Origin of the sequence: Xanthomonas sp. BRIP62409 (assembly GCF_003992965.1) — a bacterium.
GTDB lineage: Bacteria > Pseudomonadota > Gammaproteobacteria > Xanthomonadales > Xanthomonadaceae > Xanthomonas > Xanthomonas euroxanthea.
Map to the genome: position 1 here is coordinate 762,466 of NZ_QEZJ01000020.1, position 13,918 is coordinate 776,383.

Annotated in this window: 12 protein-coding genes and 1 pseudogene; 3 read left to right on the forward strand and 10 right to left on the reverse strand. The window is 66.4% G+C overall.

Annotated features, from left to right (window positions below):
- Nucleotides 1–419 precede the first annotated feature (419 nt).
- Entirely contained in the window at nt 420–803 is a 384-nt protein-coding gene (locus EO170_RS12580) for a YkgJ family cysteine cluster protein (protein ID WP_104585398.1), read from the forward strand.
- Nucleotides 804–959: 156 nt separating this feature from the next.
- Here the strand turns inward: EO170_RS12580 and EO170_RS12585 are convergent, their stop codons facing one another.
- The 4 genes and pseudogenes from EO170_RS12585 to EO170_RS12600 all read right to left on the reverse strand — a co-directional run bounded on the left by EO170_RS12585 (nt 960) and on the right by EO170_RS12600 (nt 4,299).
- On the reverse strand, nt 960–1,862 hold the full coding sequence (locus EO170_RS12585) for an alpha/beta fold hydrolase (protein WP_126945318.1): 903 nt from the start codon (nt 1,860–1,862) through the stop codon (nt 960–962).
- 129 nt (nt 1,863–1,991) lie between these two features.
- A pseudogene (locus tag EO170_RS21925) lies at nt 1,992–2,745 on the reverse strand (Fic/DOC family N-terminal domain-containing protein).
- A gap of 115 nt (nt 2,746–2,860) precedes the next feature.
- Nucleotides 2,861–3,877, reverse strand: coding sequence for a 3-oxoacyl-ACP synthase III (locus EO170_RS12595; protein WP_016903994.1), 1,017 nt, complete (start codon nt 3,875–3,877; stop codon nt 2,861–2,863).
- Nucleotides 3,878–3,978: 101 nt separating this feature from the next.
- Nucleotides 3,979–4,299 (reverse strand): DUF4156 domain-containing protein, encoded by a 321-nt coding sequence (locus EO170_RS12600; protein WP_104649618.1) that lies wholly within the window; start codon nt 4,297–4,299, stop codon nt 3,979–3,981.
- Between the two features lie 397 nt (nt 4,300–4,696).
- On the opposite strand from EO170_RS12600, the gene EO170_RS12605 reads away from it, so the two are divergent.
- Both EO170_RS12605 and EO170_RS12610 read left to right on the forward strand, forming a co-directional pair.
- Entirely contained in the window at nt 4,697–5,158 is a 462-nt protein-coding gene (locus tag EO170_RS12605) for a hypothetical protein (protein WP_126945321.1), read from the forward strand.
- A 25-nt stretch (nt 5,159–5,183) separates the two neighbouring features.
- On the forward strand, nt 5,184–5,660 hold the full coding sequence (locus EO170_RS12610; RefSeq protein ID WP_104585404.1) for a tRNA (cytidine(34)-2'-O)-methyltransferase: 477 nt from the start codon (nt 5,184–5,186) through the stop codon (nt 5,658–5,660).
- A gap of 167 nt (nt 5,661–5,827) precedes the next feature.
- Here the strand turns inward: EO170_RS12610 and EO170_RS12615 are convergent, their stop codons facing one another.
- From EO170_RS12615 to poxB, 6 genes are all read right to left on the reverse strand, one after another.
- Entirely contained in the window at nt 5,828–7,042 is a 1,215-nt protein-coding gene (locus tag EO170_RS12615; RefSeq protein WP_126945324.1) for an MFS transporter, read from the reverse strand.
- Between the two features lie 104 nt (nt 7,043–7,146).
- Nucleotides 7,147–7,767 (reverse strand): hypothetical protein, encoded by a 621-nt coding sequence (locus EO170_RS12620; RefSeq protein ID WP_126945327.1) that lies wholly within the window; start codon nt 7,765–7,767, stop codon nt 7,147–7,149.
- Nucleotides 7,768–7,903: 136 nt separating this feature from the next.
- Nucleotides 7,904–8,701: a hypothetical protein gene (locus EO170_RS12625; protein ID WP_126945330.1), complete on the reverse strand. Its 798-nt coding sequence runs from the start codon at nt 8,699–8,701 to the stop codon at nt 7,904–7,906.
- Between the two features lie 445 nt (nt 8,702–9,146).
- Nucleotides 9,147–10,484 (reverse strand): sigma-54 dependent transcriptional regulator, encoded by a 1,338-nt coding sequence (locus EO170_RS12630; RefSeq protein ID WP_126945333.1) that lies wholly within the window; start codon nt 10,482–10,484, stop codon nt 9,147–9,149.
- Entirely contained in the window at nt 10,469–11,911 is a 1,443-nt protein-coding gene (locus tag EO170_RS12635) for an ATP-binding protein (RefSeq protein ID WP_126945336.1), read from the reverse strand. Before EO170_RS12635 ends, EO170_RS12630 begins: the two co-directional genes overlap by 16 nt.
- Before the next feature lie 46 nt (nt 11,912–11,957).
- The gene (gene poxB, locus EO170_RS12640; protein WP_184649790.1) at nt 11,958–13,667 is read right to left on the reverse strand and encodes a ubiquinone-dependent pyruvate dehydrogenase; all 1,710 of its coding nucleotides are present in this window, start codon (nt 13,665–13,667) and stop codon (nt 11,958–11,960) included.
- Nucleotides 13,668–13,918: the final 251 nt, after the last annotated feature.

Sequence of the window (13,918 nt, forward strand, 5' to 3'; positions counted from 1 at the left end):
CATCCGGCTCAACGTCGCAGATGCACGCGACGCTCGGCGACGGCACAACGATGGTTTTGCCTGCAAGGCAACCAGGCCTTGGCAGCGCAAGTGAGCAGTAATCACTGCCGCCTCCCGCGCCTGCGTCTTTTATTTTCAGGCGCATTGCAACGTGGTCGAGTGCCTGCGAAAACGCGCGTCAGCGATTCCCCCGGTCGCTGGTGATCGTTCTACACGCGATCACTCTGGCGATGCCGACGCGGCAGGCGGTCGTCAGCACCCGACAGGCAACCTGCTCGCCCCCAGCGCGCAACGCTCCTCCGGCGCGCACGCGCATGAATCACTAACCTGCCGCCGCGATGCGCCACTTGTATCGCGCCGTGGTTCGGTCAGAATGCCGCGCTCTCCACGTTGTTTTGCCGCGCAAGGCCCGGCATTCCATGGCACATCCCTGCCTTACCTGCGGCGCCTGCTGCGCCTACTTCCGCGTCAGTTTCCACTGGAGCGAAGCCGACCCGGCATTGGGCGGCAGGGTGCCGATCGAGCTGACCGATGCGCTGCGCACGCACGAGCGGGTCATGCGCGGCACGTCGCAATCGCAGCCGCGCTGCATCGCGCTGGACGCAGACATCGGCCGCTACAGCCGCTGCAGCATCCATGATCGCCGACCCTCCTCCTGCGCCGCCGTACCGGCCTCGCTGGAGTTTGGCCAGCGCAGCGCGCAATGCGACAAATCCCGGTTGGCGCACGGCCTGCATGCACTGACCGAAGCCGACTGGCTGGGCGTGGACGATGCCCAGCGCAATCCGCTGCCGCCGCTGTAGCGACTATCGCTGCGGGTGCATGCACGCCTGTTTACGGCGCGCGGCACCGCACGCGACGCGGCCGATGCCCGGCATCGGCCTGGCCACTGACCTACTCCAGCCCCGGCGCGTGCCCGCACCTACCTGCCGGGCGCCCGCGGCATCCTGGTGACCGGGTCAGAGCGGATTGCGCTCCAGGAACGCACGGATCGCCGGCACCAGCACTTCGTGCTTGTCTTCCAGCACGTAGTGATTGGCATCGTCGAACGCGGTGACTTCGGCGTTCGGCAATGCCTTGCGAAAGCCGGCCAGGAAGTGCTTGTCGAAGCAGATGTCGCGCAATCCCCAGGCGATAAACGCCGGCCGGTCGGCGAACGCGGGCAATGCCTGCGCCGAGCGCTCCAGCAGCGACCAGGCCTGGTCCGCCGGCGACAGCGGAATATCCTGCATGAAGCGAATGGTGGAGATGCGGTTGCGCCAATTGTTGTAGGGCGCCACATACGCACGGCGTACATCGGCCGGCATCCGCCGCGACACGCCGAACCAGGACGCACCGGAGGAAAACGCATTGAACGTGCGGATGAACCACTCGCCCGGGCCCCAATGCCGGCCCATCGCGATCTGCCATGGCATCGGCTTTTCCGGCGGCAACGGGAACGCAGCGGTATTGGTGATCACCAGCCGCTTGACCTGCGCGTGATGCGACAACGCCCAGCCGAACCCGATCATGCCGCCCCAGTCGTGTACCGCCAGCGTGACCGGGCCGGTGATGCCCAGATGCCGCAGCAGCGTGTCCAGGTCGTCCACGCGCGACTGCAGCGTGTAGTCGTAACGTGGCTGCGCGTCGGGCGCATCGTCCGGCTTGTCGGACAGCCCCATGCCGATGTGGTCCGGCACGATGCAGCGGTAACGGTTCGACAGGCCGCTCACCAGATTCCGCCACAGGTAGCTCCACGACGGATTGCCGTGCAGCATCACGACCACCTCGCCATCGCGCGGACCTTCGTCCAGATACGACATCGCAATACCGGGACGCACCTCAAGGCGCTGGGGAGTGAAGGGATAGCCGGGGTAGGTCATGGATCTCTCTATTTGCTGAAGCTTGGACTGGGTGCGTCTGGCACGTCGCCAGCTACATCGCCACGACAGTATCGAACATACGCCAGGTGTCTCTGCATCGTCGGGAACGGCCGTGCGCAAACGAATCGCTCACAGCGGCTGCGCTCCTTCGCTGAGGATGTCGAGATAGGCGTGATAGGCGAAAATACGATGCCGCTGCTGGCCGGTGAGTTCGTTGACGATTTCCAGCTCCTGCAGGGTGCGTACTGCGGCACGGATGGTGGGCGCACTCAACGACAGGGCGGGCGCCACTTGCGGCACCGCCAACACCACGCGCCGCGCGAACTGCTCAAACACCAGGCCGACGTTACCTGCTCGCTGGTTCAAAGCGGCAATGCGGGCCCGATCACGTGCCAACAGTGCCAGCAGGCGCTGCGCGGTGTCGACGGCTTGTTGCGCGGTCTCTGCCACACCATCCAGAAAGAAACCCAGCCATCCTTCCCAGTCACCGTTGAGTCGCACCGCATTGAGGCGGTCGTAGTAATCGGCGCGACGGCGCTTGAAATACAGGCTCAGGTTCGACATCGTCGACAGGCACGCCCGCTGCCGCATCCATCTCGAACAGCAACAGGTCCGAGAGCGATGACTGGGTCCCTTCGATCTGGGACGACAGCAAGGCTTCCTTGCGGATGTACTGATAAAGAAACAGTTCCGGGTCCGGCAGCATCAGCGTGATGCCGTCCAGTCGCCCTAATGCCTGGTCGGCGCGCTCCTTGCGGGCCACCAGTTCGGCCTGTGCGAAATCCAGTGCCGGCACTGGCGGCAACGGATCAGGAACGAACGCCTGGTAACGGCTCCCTGCGAGAGCGCCAGCAACGTCGTGTCCGGTGATGCGCTGAGCCATCGTCTTTCCTTACAGACCGCATGCATTCCTGCAAGGAAACTTAGATACCACTTCCTTACCTAAGCGGTAATATTGCCCGGCGTACAAGAGCAGCGACCGGGCACTATCACACGCATCACCAGACCACTTCGGCCATCGAGCAGTTCAGCCCCGAACCGATGCCCATCAACGCGATGCGGTCGCCCTTCTTCAAGCGGCCGAGTTCCTTGAGCTTGCTCAGCACAATCGGCACCGAAGCCGGGCCGATGTTGCCGTGTTCGCCGAAGATGGTCATGACCTTGGCCGGATCGATGCCGAACGACTTCACGAATGAAGCGGTGTGCGGGCGGCTGACCTGGTGGATGACGAACTGGTCCAGCTCGTCCACTGCCCAGCCCATCGCCTGCTTGGCGGCCAGGAAGGTCTTCTGTGCCAGCTTGATGCCTTCGATCAGCAACAGGCGGGTGTCGGTGACCATGCGGTCCAGGTTGCCGCGACACAGCTTGTTCCACTCGGTGGCCGACCGGGTCACGCCACCCTTGTAGCGCGGCGCGTCGGGCACCAGCTCGGTGCGCGCCATCACCATGGCCGCGGCGCCGCAACCCAGGGTCAACGCAGCGAGTTCATTGCGGAACTCTTCTTCGGTGACGTCGGGCGAGGTCATGCGCTCGAGGGTCTTCTCGTACACCAGGTTGGCGGTTTCACCGTCGACGACCAGCGCGTAGTCGATCTCGCCGCGCTCGAGCATGCGGGCGGCGATGTCCATGCCGTTGATGAAGGCGAGGCAGGCGTTGGCCACGTCGAAGGTGACGCAGTGATCGCCGACCCCGAGGTTGCCGGACACGATGGAGGCCGTGGACGGCTCCAGGTAGTCGCGGCTCACCGAAGTGTTGACCAGCAGGCCGATCTTCTCGATGCCGATGCCGGCGTCGAGCAGTGCCTTGCGTGCAGCCTGGGTGGCGGCGTCCGAGGCCTGGACATCCTGGTCCCACAAGCGCCGTGCATGGATACCCGCAACGTCGCCCAACACGTCGGTCCGAATCCCGAGGCGGTCGTAGGTCGGTTGCAGGCGCTCGTTGATTTCCTTGGAAGTCAGCGTGTGCGGCGCATCAATATGCGCCAGTCCCGCGATGGAGACATTCTGGAAGAGCATCGAAGTAGCGCCATGGCGTCAGGCGAGGGGGCGCTAGTCTAGCCGCTGGCTCGTTTTACCGCATCTTTACAATTGCAGCAGCCGCGCCCCAGCCCAACGGTTCAGCGCGGCGGGCAGCGGAAGGCATTGAAACGCTGGCTGCCATCGGCCGGCTGACCCTGCGCCTGGACCGTATTTGCATTGGCGCCCGGCGCCTCGTTGCGTGCCAGCGTTTCCAGCTCTTCCTGCACCCGCAACGGGTTACGGTTGTAGAAGCCGACCTTGCTCTTGACCGACACCACCACCTCGCCCTGCTGCTGACAGCCAGCTGGCACAGGGCCTGCGGGCAGCACCTGCACGTTTTTGCCGCTTTGTTCGATGGGCACCCAGGTGCAGGCCGCGGTGGTGGCGGCAACCAGAACAGACAGCATCAGCACGCGCATAAGTCGTAGACCCCTGAGGAGGAAGCCGGATTGTGCCGCAGTTGCCGGCCGGCGATCTGGTTGCGCCGCATGGCCGCACGCCACTCGTTCAGCGCACTGAACGTCGCCCCGATCGTGGTGTTTTCTCGATTCCACCGGTGTCCGCCGCCCGCACACACGTCCGGGTGTCCGGACGCGGACACAGCCTCCTCGCATAAATCCCTTGCAAAACAATGATCTGCCATTGGCACGTTGCTTGCTCCATGTCATGGGCAGGCAACGGACCCAGTTGTCTCGACGACTGAAAATGACTGCAGGCTGAATAAATAAAATCGCGCCGCGAAAGTCGTTGCACTTACCGAAACGGTGTACTACCTTACTACCACACCACTGATCACTCACACCAAGAGACCTCGCCATGAAGACCCAGACCCTGCGCATCGCTCTCTCCGCCGCCCTGCTTGCCGGCACCACCCTGGCCGGTTTCGCCCAGGCCAACAGCCTGACCACGCTGGACACCGTGCAGGTGCGCCCATCGGCCGACCAGCTTGCCCAGCAGACGCTGGAACGCACCAGCGCCATCCGCACCCTGGCCGCCGTGCAGGTGCGTCCGTCCGCCGATCAGCTGGCCGCCTTGGCCGCCGAACAGGCCGGCCCGCGCGTCGTCACCCTCGCTGCGATGCAGGTGCGTCCGTCGGCCGACCAGCGCGCCGCACTGGTGACCCGCAGCACCGCTGCCACCGCGCAGAGCACCTCCGGCCAGGCTGCCGCTGCCATCGGCGCGCTGATGGGCCAGGTCATCGTCAACCTGCCGGTGCCGCAGCTGCAGCCGGCGCCGGTCGAACTGGAAGCGCTGGTCAACGCCGCCATCAGCCTTTGAGCATGCGCGCAGCTACACTGCGCGCATGTCAGCCCCCGTCCTCGATGTCATCCTGTTCCAACCGGAAATTCCGCCCAATACGGGCAATGTGATTCGCCTGTGCGCCAACACCGGCGCGCGCCTGCACCTGATCGAGCCGCTCGGCTTCGACCTCAGCGACAAGCAGCTCAAACGCGCCGGCCTGGACTATCACGAATACGCCACCCTGCAGGTACATGCCGACCTGCCCACCGCCCTGGCCGCGATCGCGCCCAAGCGCGTGTTTGCACTGAGTACGCGCAGCACCGTGCGTTACGACGCACCGCAGTTTGCCGATGGGGATGCCTTCCTGTTCGGCCCGGAAACCCGCGGCCTGCCCGCTGACGTGCTGGAGTCGATCCCGCCGCAGCACCGGCTGCGCCTGCCGATGCGCCCGGACAACCGCAGCCTCAATCTGTCCAACACCGTTGCGGTGATGGTGTTCGAAGCCTGGCGCCAGTGGGACTTCAGCGGCGGCAGATAGCCGCGGCGATGCGGACGGCTGCCTGACGGGGAATCCATCCGCCCGCTGCCGACGCGCTGCATGCCGCACACGGCGGTCCAGCGTCCGGCGCATGCTCCACGCGCATGACCGCCCCGGGCGTTGCGGTTTGCTTGCCGCTGCGGAGCACGTGCCAACGCCTCACTGCATCACCCGGCATCGCTTGCTGCCTGCAGCATGCCACGGCAGCCTGCCCACAACGCCACCGCCAGCACGGCGATGCCGCCCAGCGCCAGAAACGCGATGCGATAGCCGAAGGCATGCGCCAGCCAGCCACCCACGGCAGGGCTCAGCGCCGCGCCCACGCCCTGCACCGTCATCACCGCGCCCTGGCCGACATTGACGCGCCCGGTGCCCTGCAGCAATCGCGCCACCAGCGCAGGCACCACCACGGCCTGCAGGCCGGCGCCGAGTCCGTCGAGGATCTGCACCGGAAACACGCCCCAGCCCTGGATCAGCGATGCCGCCACCAGCGCACGCAGTGGCAAGGCCATGAAGGCCACCAGCAGCACCCACCAATGCCCGTGCACGCGGATCCAGCGCATCGCCAACAATGCCACCACCACCATGGTGGCTTGCGCGACCACGATGGTGGTGGCCGTCAGCGCGTTCGCATCGCCTGCATGCGCAGCCACGATGGCCATGCCGTAGAGCGGCAACATCGCCGCATTGCCCAGGTGGAACAACCCCAGGGTGATGGCCAGCAAGGCCAGCGGTCGGCAGGTCAGCAACACCCGCCAGCCGCTGAGGCTGTCCGCGCCATCGGCCTGGCCCAGGCCGCGCGCGGCGCGGTGGTCGATGGCCGCAGACGGAATCAGCAGCACCGCCGCGATCGCCAGCACGCCGAAGGCGGCAGTGAGCACGAACACCGCCGCAAATCCGAAACGCCACCCCAGCCAGCCGGCCAGCACTGCGGCCAGCATGTTGCCGGCGTGGTTGGCGACCTGATTGCGCGCCAGTTGATGATCGAACCCGCGCGCGTGCACCAGGCCCAGGGTGATGCCGGTGAGCGCAGGGCCAATACCGGCTGCCGCCAACGCCGAAACGATCTGCGCGGTGACCACGCCGGAGGACGTCGGGTGCAGCCAGATCAGCGCCGTGGCCAGCAGGATGGCCAAGCAGCCAACCACCACCACGGCGCGCTTGCGCCGGGTGGTGTCGACCAGTGCGCCGGCCGGGGTGGTGGCAAGCATGCCGGCGATGCCGCCCGCACTCATCACCGTGCCGATCGCTGCCACCGACCAGCCCCTGGATTGCAGGAACACGCTGAGAAACGGCCCCAGCCCGTCCTGCACGTCGGCCACGCTGAAATGCAGCGCCTCCAGTGCGCGGCTGCCACGGGGACGCGGTGTGCTCATGCGCATCGGCGCTCTCCACGAAACGATGAAAGGCGACTGCGCGCGCTGGGCTGCATGGGCAACCCGATGCCGATCGCATCGCGCCAACGCGGCAGTCGCATTGCGTGCTGCTAGTGCTTCGGCTTCGGCTTATGCGCACCCGGGCCATGCGGATGCTCGATCTGCTTCAGCGACGCGGCCTTGGTGCCCAGCGCATGCGCGTGGATCAGCACGCCGTGCGGGGTTGTCCTGGTATCGCCTTCGGCCACCAGCGTCTTGCCGACCACCAGTTGTTTGGCGAAGTCCGCACCGGCGTGCGGCGGAAACCGCACCGTGACCTCGTCGTCCAGCAACACGCCATGCACCTGCCCATGCGGGCCATGCAGCAAGCGCGCGATGGTGCCGCTGTGCTGGCTAAGCTGCGGCTTGGGCGGCTTGCCGGCGGGCGGTTTGGGCTTGGGCTTGGGCTTGGCGTGCGGCCCGTGCGGGCCGTCATCGACGATGCGTTTGCCGCCTTCCGGATCGATCGCCAGGGCCACCAGCATGTCCACATCGCGCGGCTTGAGGCCACGCACGGTCAAGGTGCTGCCGGGCTTGAGCGCCTTGAGCAAGGCGGCGGACAGATGCGGCGGCATGTGCACCTCGGTGCCGTCGGTCAGCAGCAGGCCGTCGATATCGGCCTTGGGGTTGAGCAGAAAGCGCGCCAGCGTGCCGCGGGTTTCGGGGAGAAAATCAGGATCGACCCAATGCATGAAAGAACTCCAGAGAAGGAAGGACCGGCCACTGCCGGCAAGCCGCGCCCGCCGCCACGCATGACACGTGGCGGAAGGTGCATAAAGGAAAGCGCAACGGAGGTACGCGCCACCGCGTGGACGGCGACGCCGTGAATCAACGCGGCGCCGGAGCTGGCGGCGGCGGTGCTGCTGGCGGAACAGGCGGCGCCGGCGGTGCGGGCGGCACCGGGCCGTCCGGGCGCGGTGGGCTGAACAACGCGCGCTGCGAGGCACGATCGCGGCCCAGTTGCGTGGCTTCGATGGCGCGGCCGTTGGCGGTGGCCACCCCGAACCCGCTCACGCTCAACGGCGCGCCAGCCCGCAGCAGATCGCCGAACTGCAGTGCCAGGTGCGGCGGCATCCGCACCAGCGTGCCATCGCTGAGCAATGCACCATTGGTCTCGCCACCCGGGCCGTAGACCAGCCGCTCGATGCGGCCTTCCGCCTGTAACGGCGTCAACGCGGCAGGTGCCGGGGGCGCTGGCGGCATGGCGGCGGTTGGCGGGCGATCGACCACCTCACGCCCTCCACGATTGGAACGGATGCTGCTGGCGCGCAGCACCGGCAGGCTGCCCAGGCGATAGCCCTGCACGCTCACCGTATCGCCACGGCGCACCGCTTCCTGCAACTGCCCGGACAGATGTGGCGCAAACGCCACCTGGGTGCCATCGCGCAACCACAGGCCATCGACCTCGCCGTTGGGATTGAGCATGAAACGCTCGACCGTGCCGGTGATGCGCACTGGCGTGGCGGCCAGCGGGGCAGGCGGTGCTGGCGGCAGCGGCGGTGCCGGCGGTGGCGTGCCGACCGGCGCACGCGGTGCCACCGGTGCCGCAGGCGGTGTGGGAGCCTGCGCGGCGGCGGTCGCCACGCTGCAGGCCAGCGCGAAAGCAAGTGCGGTCTGACGAATCATGCGATGTCTCCAACGCGGCAGGGATGCCGCTCGCCCTGGAGATAAAGCAGCAATCGTGCCAACGTCGAGTCCGTTGTTTTACAAGGGTTTGCAGGTGCACGCTTACGGACAGGCGTCTGCGTTTCATACACCGCTGTCCGCTTTGCAGACACTTTGTAGCCAGGGTTGTGCGTCGACTCTGCAGGGCAAGAACGTGTTGGACACGCTCAACGGCGGCGCGCGCGTGCGGATGTCAGGGCTGGATTCACACGTGTGGTGCTGCACTTTCGGCTGCACCGTTTGACTGCTTGCTGGTGGAATGCCCTTGGCCAATGCTGCAAGTGGCAGCGGCGGCAAGCAACCAGCAACAGTGCACGCGGCAACAAGTGCGCGTGCTGCTGTGCGCTTCCTGCGTCGTGACCAACGCGTCAGCCTGCACACATGGCGTTCGGCCTGATCGCTGCGACTACTGCAAGCCGTACTCATCGAGCTTGCGGTACAGCAGCTGGCGATGGATGCCGAGCCGGCGCGCGGCTTCGGCGCGGTTGCCGCTGCTGTGCGCCAGTGCGTCCTGGATCATCTGCTTCTCCAGCCGCGCCACTGCCTCGGGCAGGGTGCCTTGCAGCGGCGCGGCCGTCAGGGGTTGCTCGGCACTGTGATCGAGCGCGTCGCCCAGATCCGCGGCAACGATGCTGTGGCCGCGCACCAGCAGCTGGCTGCGTTGCATGACATTGCGCAGCTCGCGCACGTTGCCGGGCCATGGGTAGGCCAGCAGCCGCGCTTGCGCATCCGCTGACAACGCACGCGCCGCACCGTCGCCGGTACGCAGGAAGTACTGCGCGAGCAGCACGATGTCCTGCCCACGCTCGCGCAGCGGCGGCAGTTCGATCGGCACCACATTCAGGCGATAACGCAGATCGCTGCGGAACTGCCCTGCGGCCACCCACGCGGCCAGATCGCGGTGCGTGGCCGCCAGCACGCGCACATCCACCTTCTGCGCGCCGCGCCCGCCCAGCGGCGTCACCTCGCCTTCCTGCAGGAAGCGCAACAACTTGGCCTGCATCGGCAGCGGCATGTCGCCGATCTCGTCCAGGAACAGCGTGCCGCCATCGGCTTCGCGAATCAGGCCGATGCGGTCGCTGGTCGCCCCGGAAAAGGCGCCCTTGCGATGGCCGAACAATTCGCTTTCCATCAACTCCAACGGAATCGCCGCGCAATTGACTGCAACGAATGCCGCCGCTGCGCGCGCACTGGCGCGATGCAGGGCGCGCGCGACCAGTTCCTTGCCGGTACCGGTTTCGCCGGTGATCAACACCGGCAGATCGGAAGCCGCCGCCAGCCCGATGCGTTTATGCACGTTGCGCATCGCCGGGCTGTGGCCGACCAGGCCATCGTCGTCGGGTGGTTCGCTGGCTTCGGCATCGGTGTGTCCATCGGCGCGACTTGCCAATGCACGCTCCACCACCTCGACGATATCGGCACGCCCCACCGGCTTGACCAGATGATCGAATGCACCCAGCGTCATCGCCTCGATGGTGTTGCCGCTGGACGCGTACGCGGTGAGCATCACCAGCGGCACCTGGCGCGCGCGCGGATCGTCCGCACGCGCACGCAGCACCTGGATCCCGTCCATCCCGGGCATGCGGAAGTCCACGAACGCCAGCGCGATGCCGCCCTCGCTCAGGCGCATCAATCCATCGGCGCCGTTATCGACCGCGATCACCGTATGGCCGAGCGAGCGCAGCGTTGCCTGCAAGGTGGCCAGAAACGCCGCGTCGTCGTCGATGATCAGGATGCGCGCCATGGCAGCTCCAGGATGAAATGGGTCATGCCGTCGGCGTGTGCGTAACGCACCTGCCCTCCATGTGCGCGGGCGATCTCGCGCACCAGCGCAAGCCCCAGGCCATTGCCGTCGCTGCGGCCGCTGACGAACGGCTCGAACAGCTGCGCCGCGATGGTCTCGGCGATGGCCGCGCCACGATTGCTCACCTGTAGCTGCAGCAACCCATCGCTGGCGCTGGCCTCCAGTGTCACCGTGCTGCCGGCATCGGCGTGCTGCAGCGCGTTGCGCAGCAGATTGTGCACGGCGCGCCCGAGCTGCTGTGGGTCGAACGTCCACTGCAGCGGCGTGTCCGGGGCACGCAACCGGGGCGCAGGCGCGCCTGGTGGGCGCAAGGCCGGATTGAAAAAGGTCGCCAGCCAGTCCTGCACCACCACCGTTTCCAGCTGCAGGCGGATCGGCTGCACCATGCCGAGCAGGCTTTCGACCACCCCGTCCAGGCGACGGATCTGCCCCAGCATCAGCTCGCCGTGTGCGGCATCGTCCGGCGTGTCCTGGCGCATGGCGATGTCGTTCTCCACCGCCAGGCGCATCGTGGCGATGGGGTTGCGAATCTCGTGTGCCACCGTGGCCGTCAGGCGTCCAAGGGCGGCCAGCCGCTCGTGCCGTGCCAGCTCTTCGGCCAGCCGCCGTGTCTGCGCCAGGGCCTGCGCATTGCGCTGTGCGTAATCGCTCACCGCAGCGCCCAGCCGGTCCAGTTCGGGGGCACCGGTGACCGGAATCTGCGGAAGTTCGGTATCGGCGGCCAGCGCCTGCTGGATGCGCTGCAGGCGCTGGCTCCAGCGCCGCACCACCACGCCCAGCGCGATCGCCGACACCGCCACCATGGCGAAGATCAGCAACATGCCGATCACCAATGGCCGCCAGGCATCGGAGGTGCTCGCCGGCACCCGCGACATGGTCCATGCCACCGTGCCGGCGGCCAACGGGCAGGCGCTGATCAACACCACTTCACGGCTGCCGTCGCGACGGAACTCCACGGCCTTGTTGCCCACCGCACTCTGCCGTGCAGTACTGACGATCGTGGTCCACTCGGCAGCCGGGATATCGGTCTTGTGATCGCTGCCGTCATAGGTGGGATAGGCGTAGGCAACGAATCCCTTGTCGAGATTCCACACCCCGCCCTCCACACCGGGCGCATCGGCCAGCACCAGTTGCACCACCACTGCAGCCAGCCCGGCGCCGTTGTCACCGCTGCGCGCCGCCTCGCTCGCGCCGGCGTAGCGCTGCACGATGCGCGTGCACTGCGCGGTCAACTGCTGGCGCGCCTCGTCCAGGCGCACGCCTTCGGTCTGTCGGTACAGGCCATACAGCATCGTGGCCACGCCCACGCAGGCAGCCAGGATCACCACCCAGATCAGCAGCAACTGGCGCAACAACGAACGTGGCATGCGAGGGTCCGGTAAAGACGTGCAGTTTCAGAGCGCTGCCACTGTGTCAGCGCATGTTGGTCTTGACCAGATCGATCACTTCATCGCCGCGCCCGCTCATCACTGCCTTGAGCAGATACAGGCCCATGCCTTTGGCCTGTTCCAGCTTGATGGCCGGCGGCACTGCCAGTTCCTGCGTGGCGATGCGCACATCCACCAGCGCCGGGCCGGAATGCGCGAAGGCCTGCCGCAATGCGCGCTCCAGTTGCGCGGACTCATCGACGCGGATACCCAGGATGCCCATTGCATTGCTCATCGCAGCGAAGTCCGGATTACGCAGCTCGGTGCCGGTATCCAGATAGCCGGCAGCCTTCATCTCCATCGCCACGAAGCCGAGCGAGGCATTGTTGAACACCACGATCTTCACCGGCAGGCGCAGCTGCGCCAGCGAGATGAAATCGCCCATCAGCATTGCAAAGCCGCCATCACCGGACAGCGCAATCACCTGACGGCCCGGATATGCCGACTGTGCACCCAGCGCCTGCGGCATCGCATTGGCCATCGAACCGTGGTTGAACGAACCCAGCAAGCGGCGTTGTCCGTTCATGCGCAGGTAGCGTGCGGCCCACACCGTGGGCGTGCCGACATCGCAAGTGAACACCGCATCCTGGTCGGCGATCTGGCTGATCATGCGCGCCACGAATTGCGGATGCAGCGGCTCGCCCGGATCGGCCGGCACCGCCAGATCGTCCAGCCCTTCGCGCGCCTTGCGATAGTGCGCCAGCGACTTGTCCAGGAAGTCGCGTTTTTCGCGCCGCTGCAGCTGCGGCAGCAAGGCGGCGATGGTTTCGCCTACGTCCGCTGCGATGCCCAGCTGCAATGGCGTGCGCCGTCCCAGCGCGCCCGGGTCGCGATCCACCTGCACGATGGTCGCGTCCTTCGGGTAGAACTGCCGATACGGGAAGTCCGTACCCAGCATGATCAAGGTGTCGCAGTTGAGCATCGCGTGGTAGCCGGAGCTGAAACCGATCAGGCCGGTCATGCCGACGTCGAACGGGTTCTCCCACTCCACGTGTTCCTTGCCGCGCAAGGCATGCACGATCGGCGCGCCCAGGGTGTCGGCCAATGCCACCACCGCATCGTGCGCACCCGCGCAACCGCTGCCGCACAGCAGCGTGACTGCTTCGCTGCGCTGCAGCAGTTCGGCCAGCTGCTGCACATCTTCGGCGGCCGGCAGCACGCGCGGCTGGCGCAGTGGCGGCCAGGCCGTCGGGAGGTGCTTGTCCACTTCCAGCAGCGCGATATCACCGGGGATCACCACCACTGCCACACCTTGCTGCAGGATGGCCGCACGCATCGCGCGGTGCAGCACTTCCGGGAGTTGCGCCGGGTTGGTCACCAACTCCACAAAGTGACTGCACTCGCGGAACAGTTCCTGCGGATGCGTCTCCTGAAAATAATTCAGCCCGATCTCGGACGAGGGAATATGCGCGGCAATCGCCAGCACCGGCTGGCGGCTACGATGGCAATCGAACAGCCCGTTGATCAGGTGCAGGTTGCCCGGCCCGCAGCTCCCCGCACAGACCGCCAGCTTGCCGGTCACCGCCGCCTCGGCGCCGGCGGCAAACGCGGCCACCTCTTCATGGCGCACATGCATCCACTCGATCGTCTGCATCTCGCGCAGGGCATCGGTCAGGCCGTTGAGGCTGTCGCCGGTCAGCCCCCAGATCCGCTCCACCCCCGCGCTCTGCAGCGTCTCGGCCAGAAACCGCGCCAACGTCTTTTTCTTCGCCACGATGCAGCTCCACGCTTGTTCGACAAGCCTGGCATGCTCCCAGCCACGGCGTCAGCACAATGTGCTTGCAGGCAGCAAACGCGGCAAACATCACTGAAAAACAGCTGCTTCTAGACATGCGCGTCACATCAAGGCGAGGTAACCACCAATGCATCACGCTTTGTACGTGCGCTGCGCGCATTGCGTTTTGATGACAAGGAAGCGCAGCTGAACCGGGCGCGATGATTTACGCA

What these genes read in the sequence shown, in the direction of transcription:
- EO170_RS12580 (WP_104585398.1), top strand. Translation starts at nt 420, where the DNA reads ATGGCACATCCCTGCCTTACCTGCGGCGCCTGCTGCGCCTACTTCCGC.
- EO170_RS12585 (WP_126945318.1), bottom strand. Translation starts at nt 1,862, where the DNA reads ATGACCTACCCCGGCTATCCCTTCACTCCCCAGCGCCTTGAGGTGCGT.
- EO170_RS12595 (WP_016903994.1), bottom strand. Translation starts at nt 3,877, where the DNA reads ATGCTCTTCCAGAATGTCTCCATCGCGGGACTGGCGCATATTGATGCG.
- EO170_RS12600 (WP_104649618.1), bottom strand. Translation starts at nt 4,299, where the DNA reads ATGCGCGTGCTGATGCTGTCTGTTCTGGTTGCCGCCACCACCGCGGCC.
- EO170_RS12605 (WP_126945321.1), top strand. Translation starts at nt 4,697, where the DNA reads ATGAAGACCCAGACCCTGCGCATCGCTCTCTCCGCCGCCCTGCTTGCC.
- EO170_RS12610 (WP_104585404.1), top strand. Translation starts at nt 5,184, where the DNA reads ATGTCAGCCCCCGTCCTCGATGTCATCCTGTTCCAACCGGAAATTCCG.
- EO170_RS12615 (WP_126945324.1), bottom strand. Translation starts at nt 7,042, where the DNA reads ATGCGCATGAGCACACCGCGTCCCCGTGGCAGCCGCGCACTGGAGGCG.
- EO170_RS12620 (WP_126945327.1), bottom strand. Translation starts at nt 7,767, where the DNA reads ATGCATTGGGTCGATCCTGATTTTCTCCCCGAAACCCGCGGCACGCTG.
- EO170_RS12625 (WP_126945330.1), bottom strand. Translation starts at nt 8,701, where the DNA reads ATGATTCGTCAGACCGCACTTGCTTTCGCGCTGGCCTGCAGCGTGGCG.
- EO170_RS12630 (WP_126945333.1), bottom strand. Translation starts at nt 10,484, where the DNA reads ATGGCGCGCATCCTGATCATCGACGACGACGCGGCGTTTCTGGCCACC.
- EO170_RS12635 (WP_126945336.1), bottom strand. Translation starts at nt 11,911, where the DNA reads ATGCCACGTTCGTTGTTGCGCCAGTTGCTGCTGATCTGGGTGGTGATC.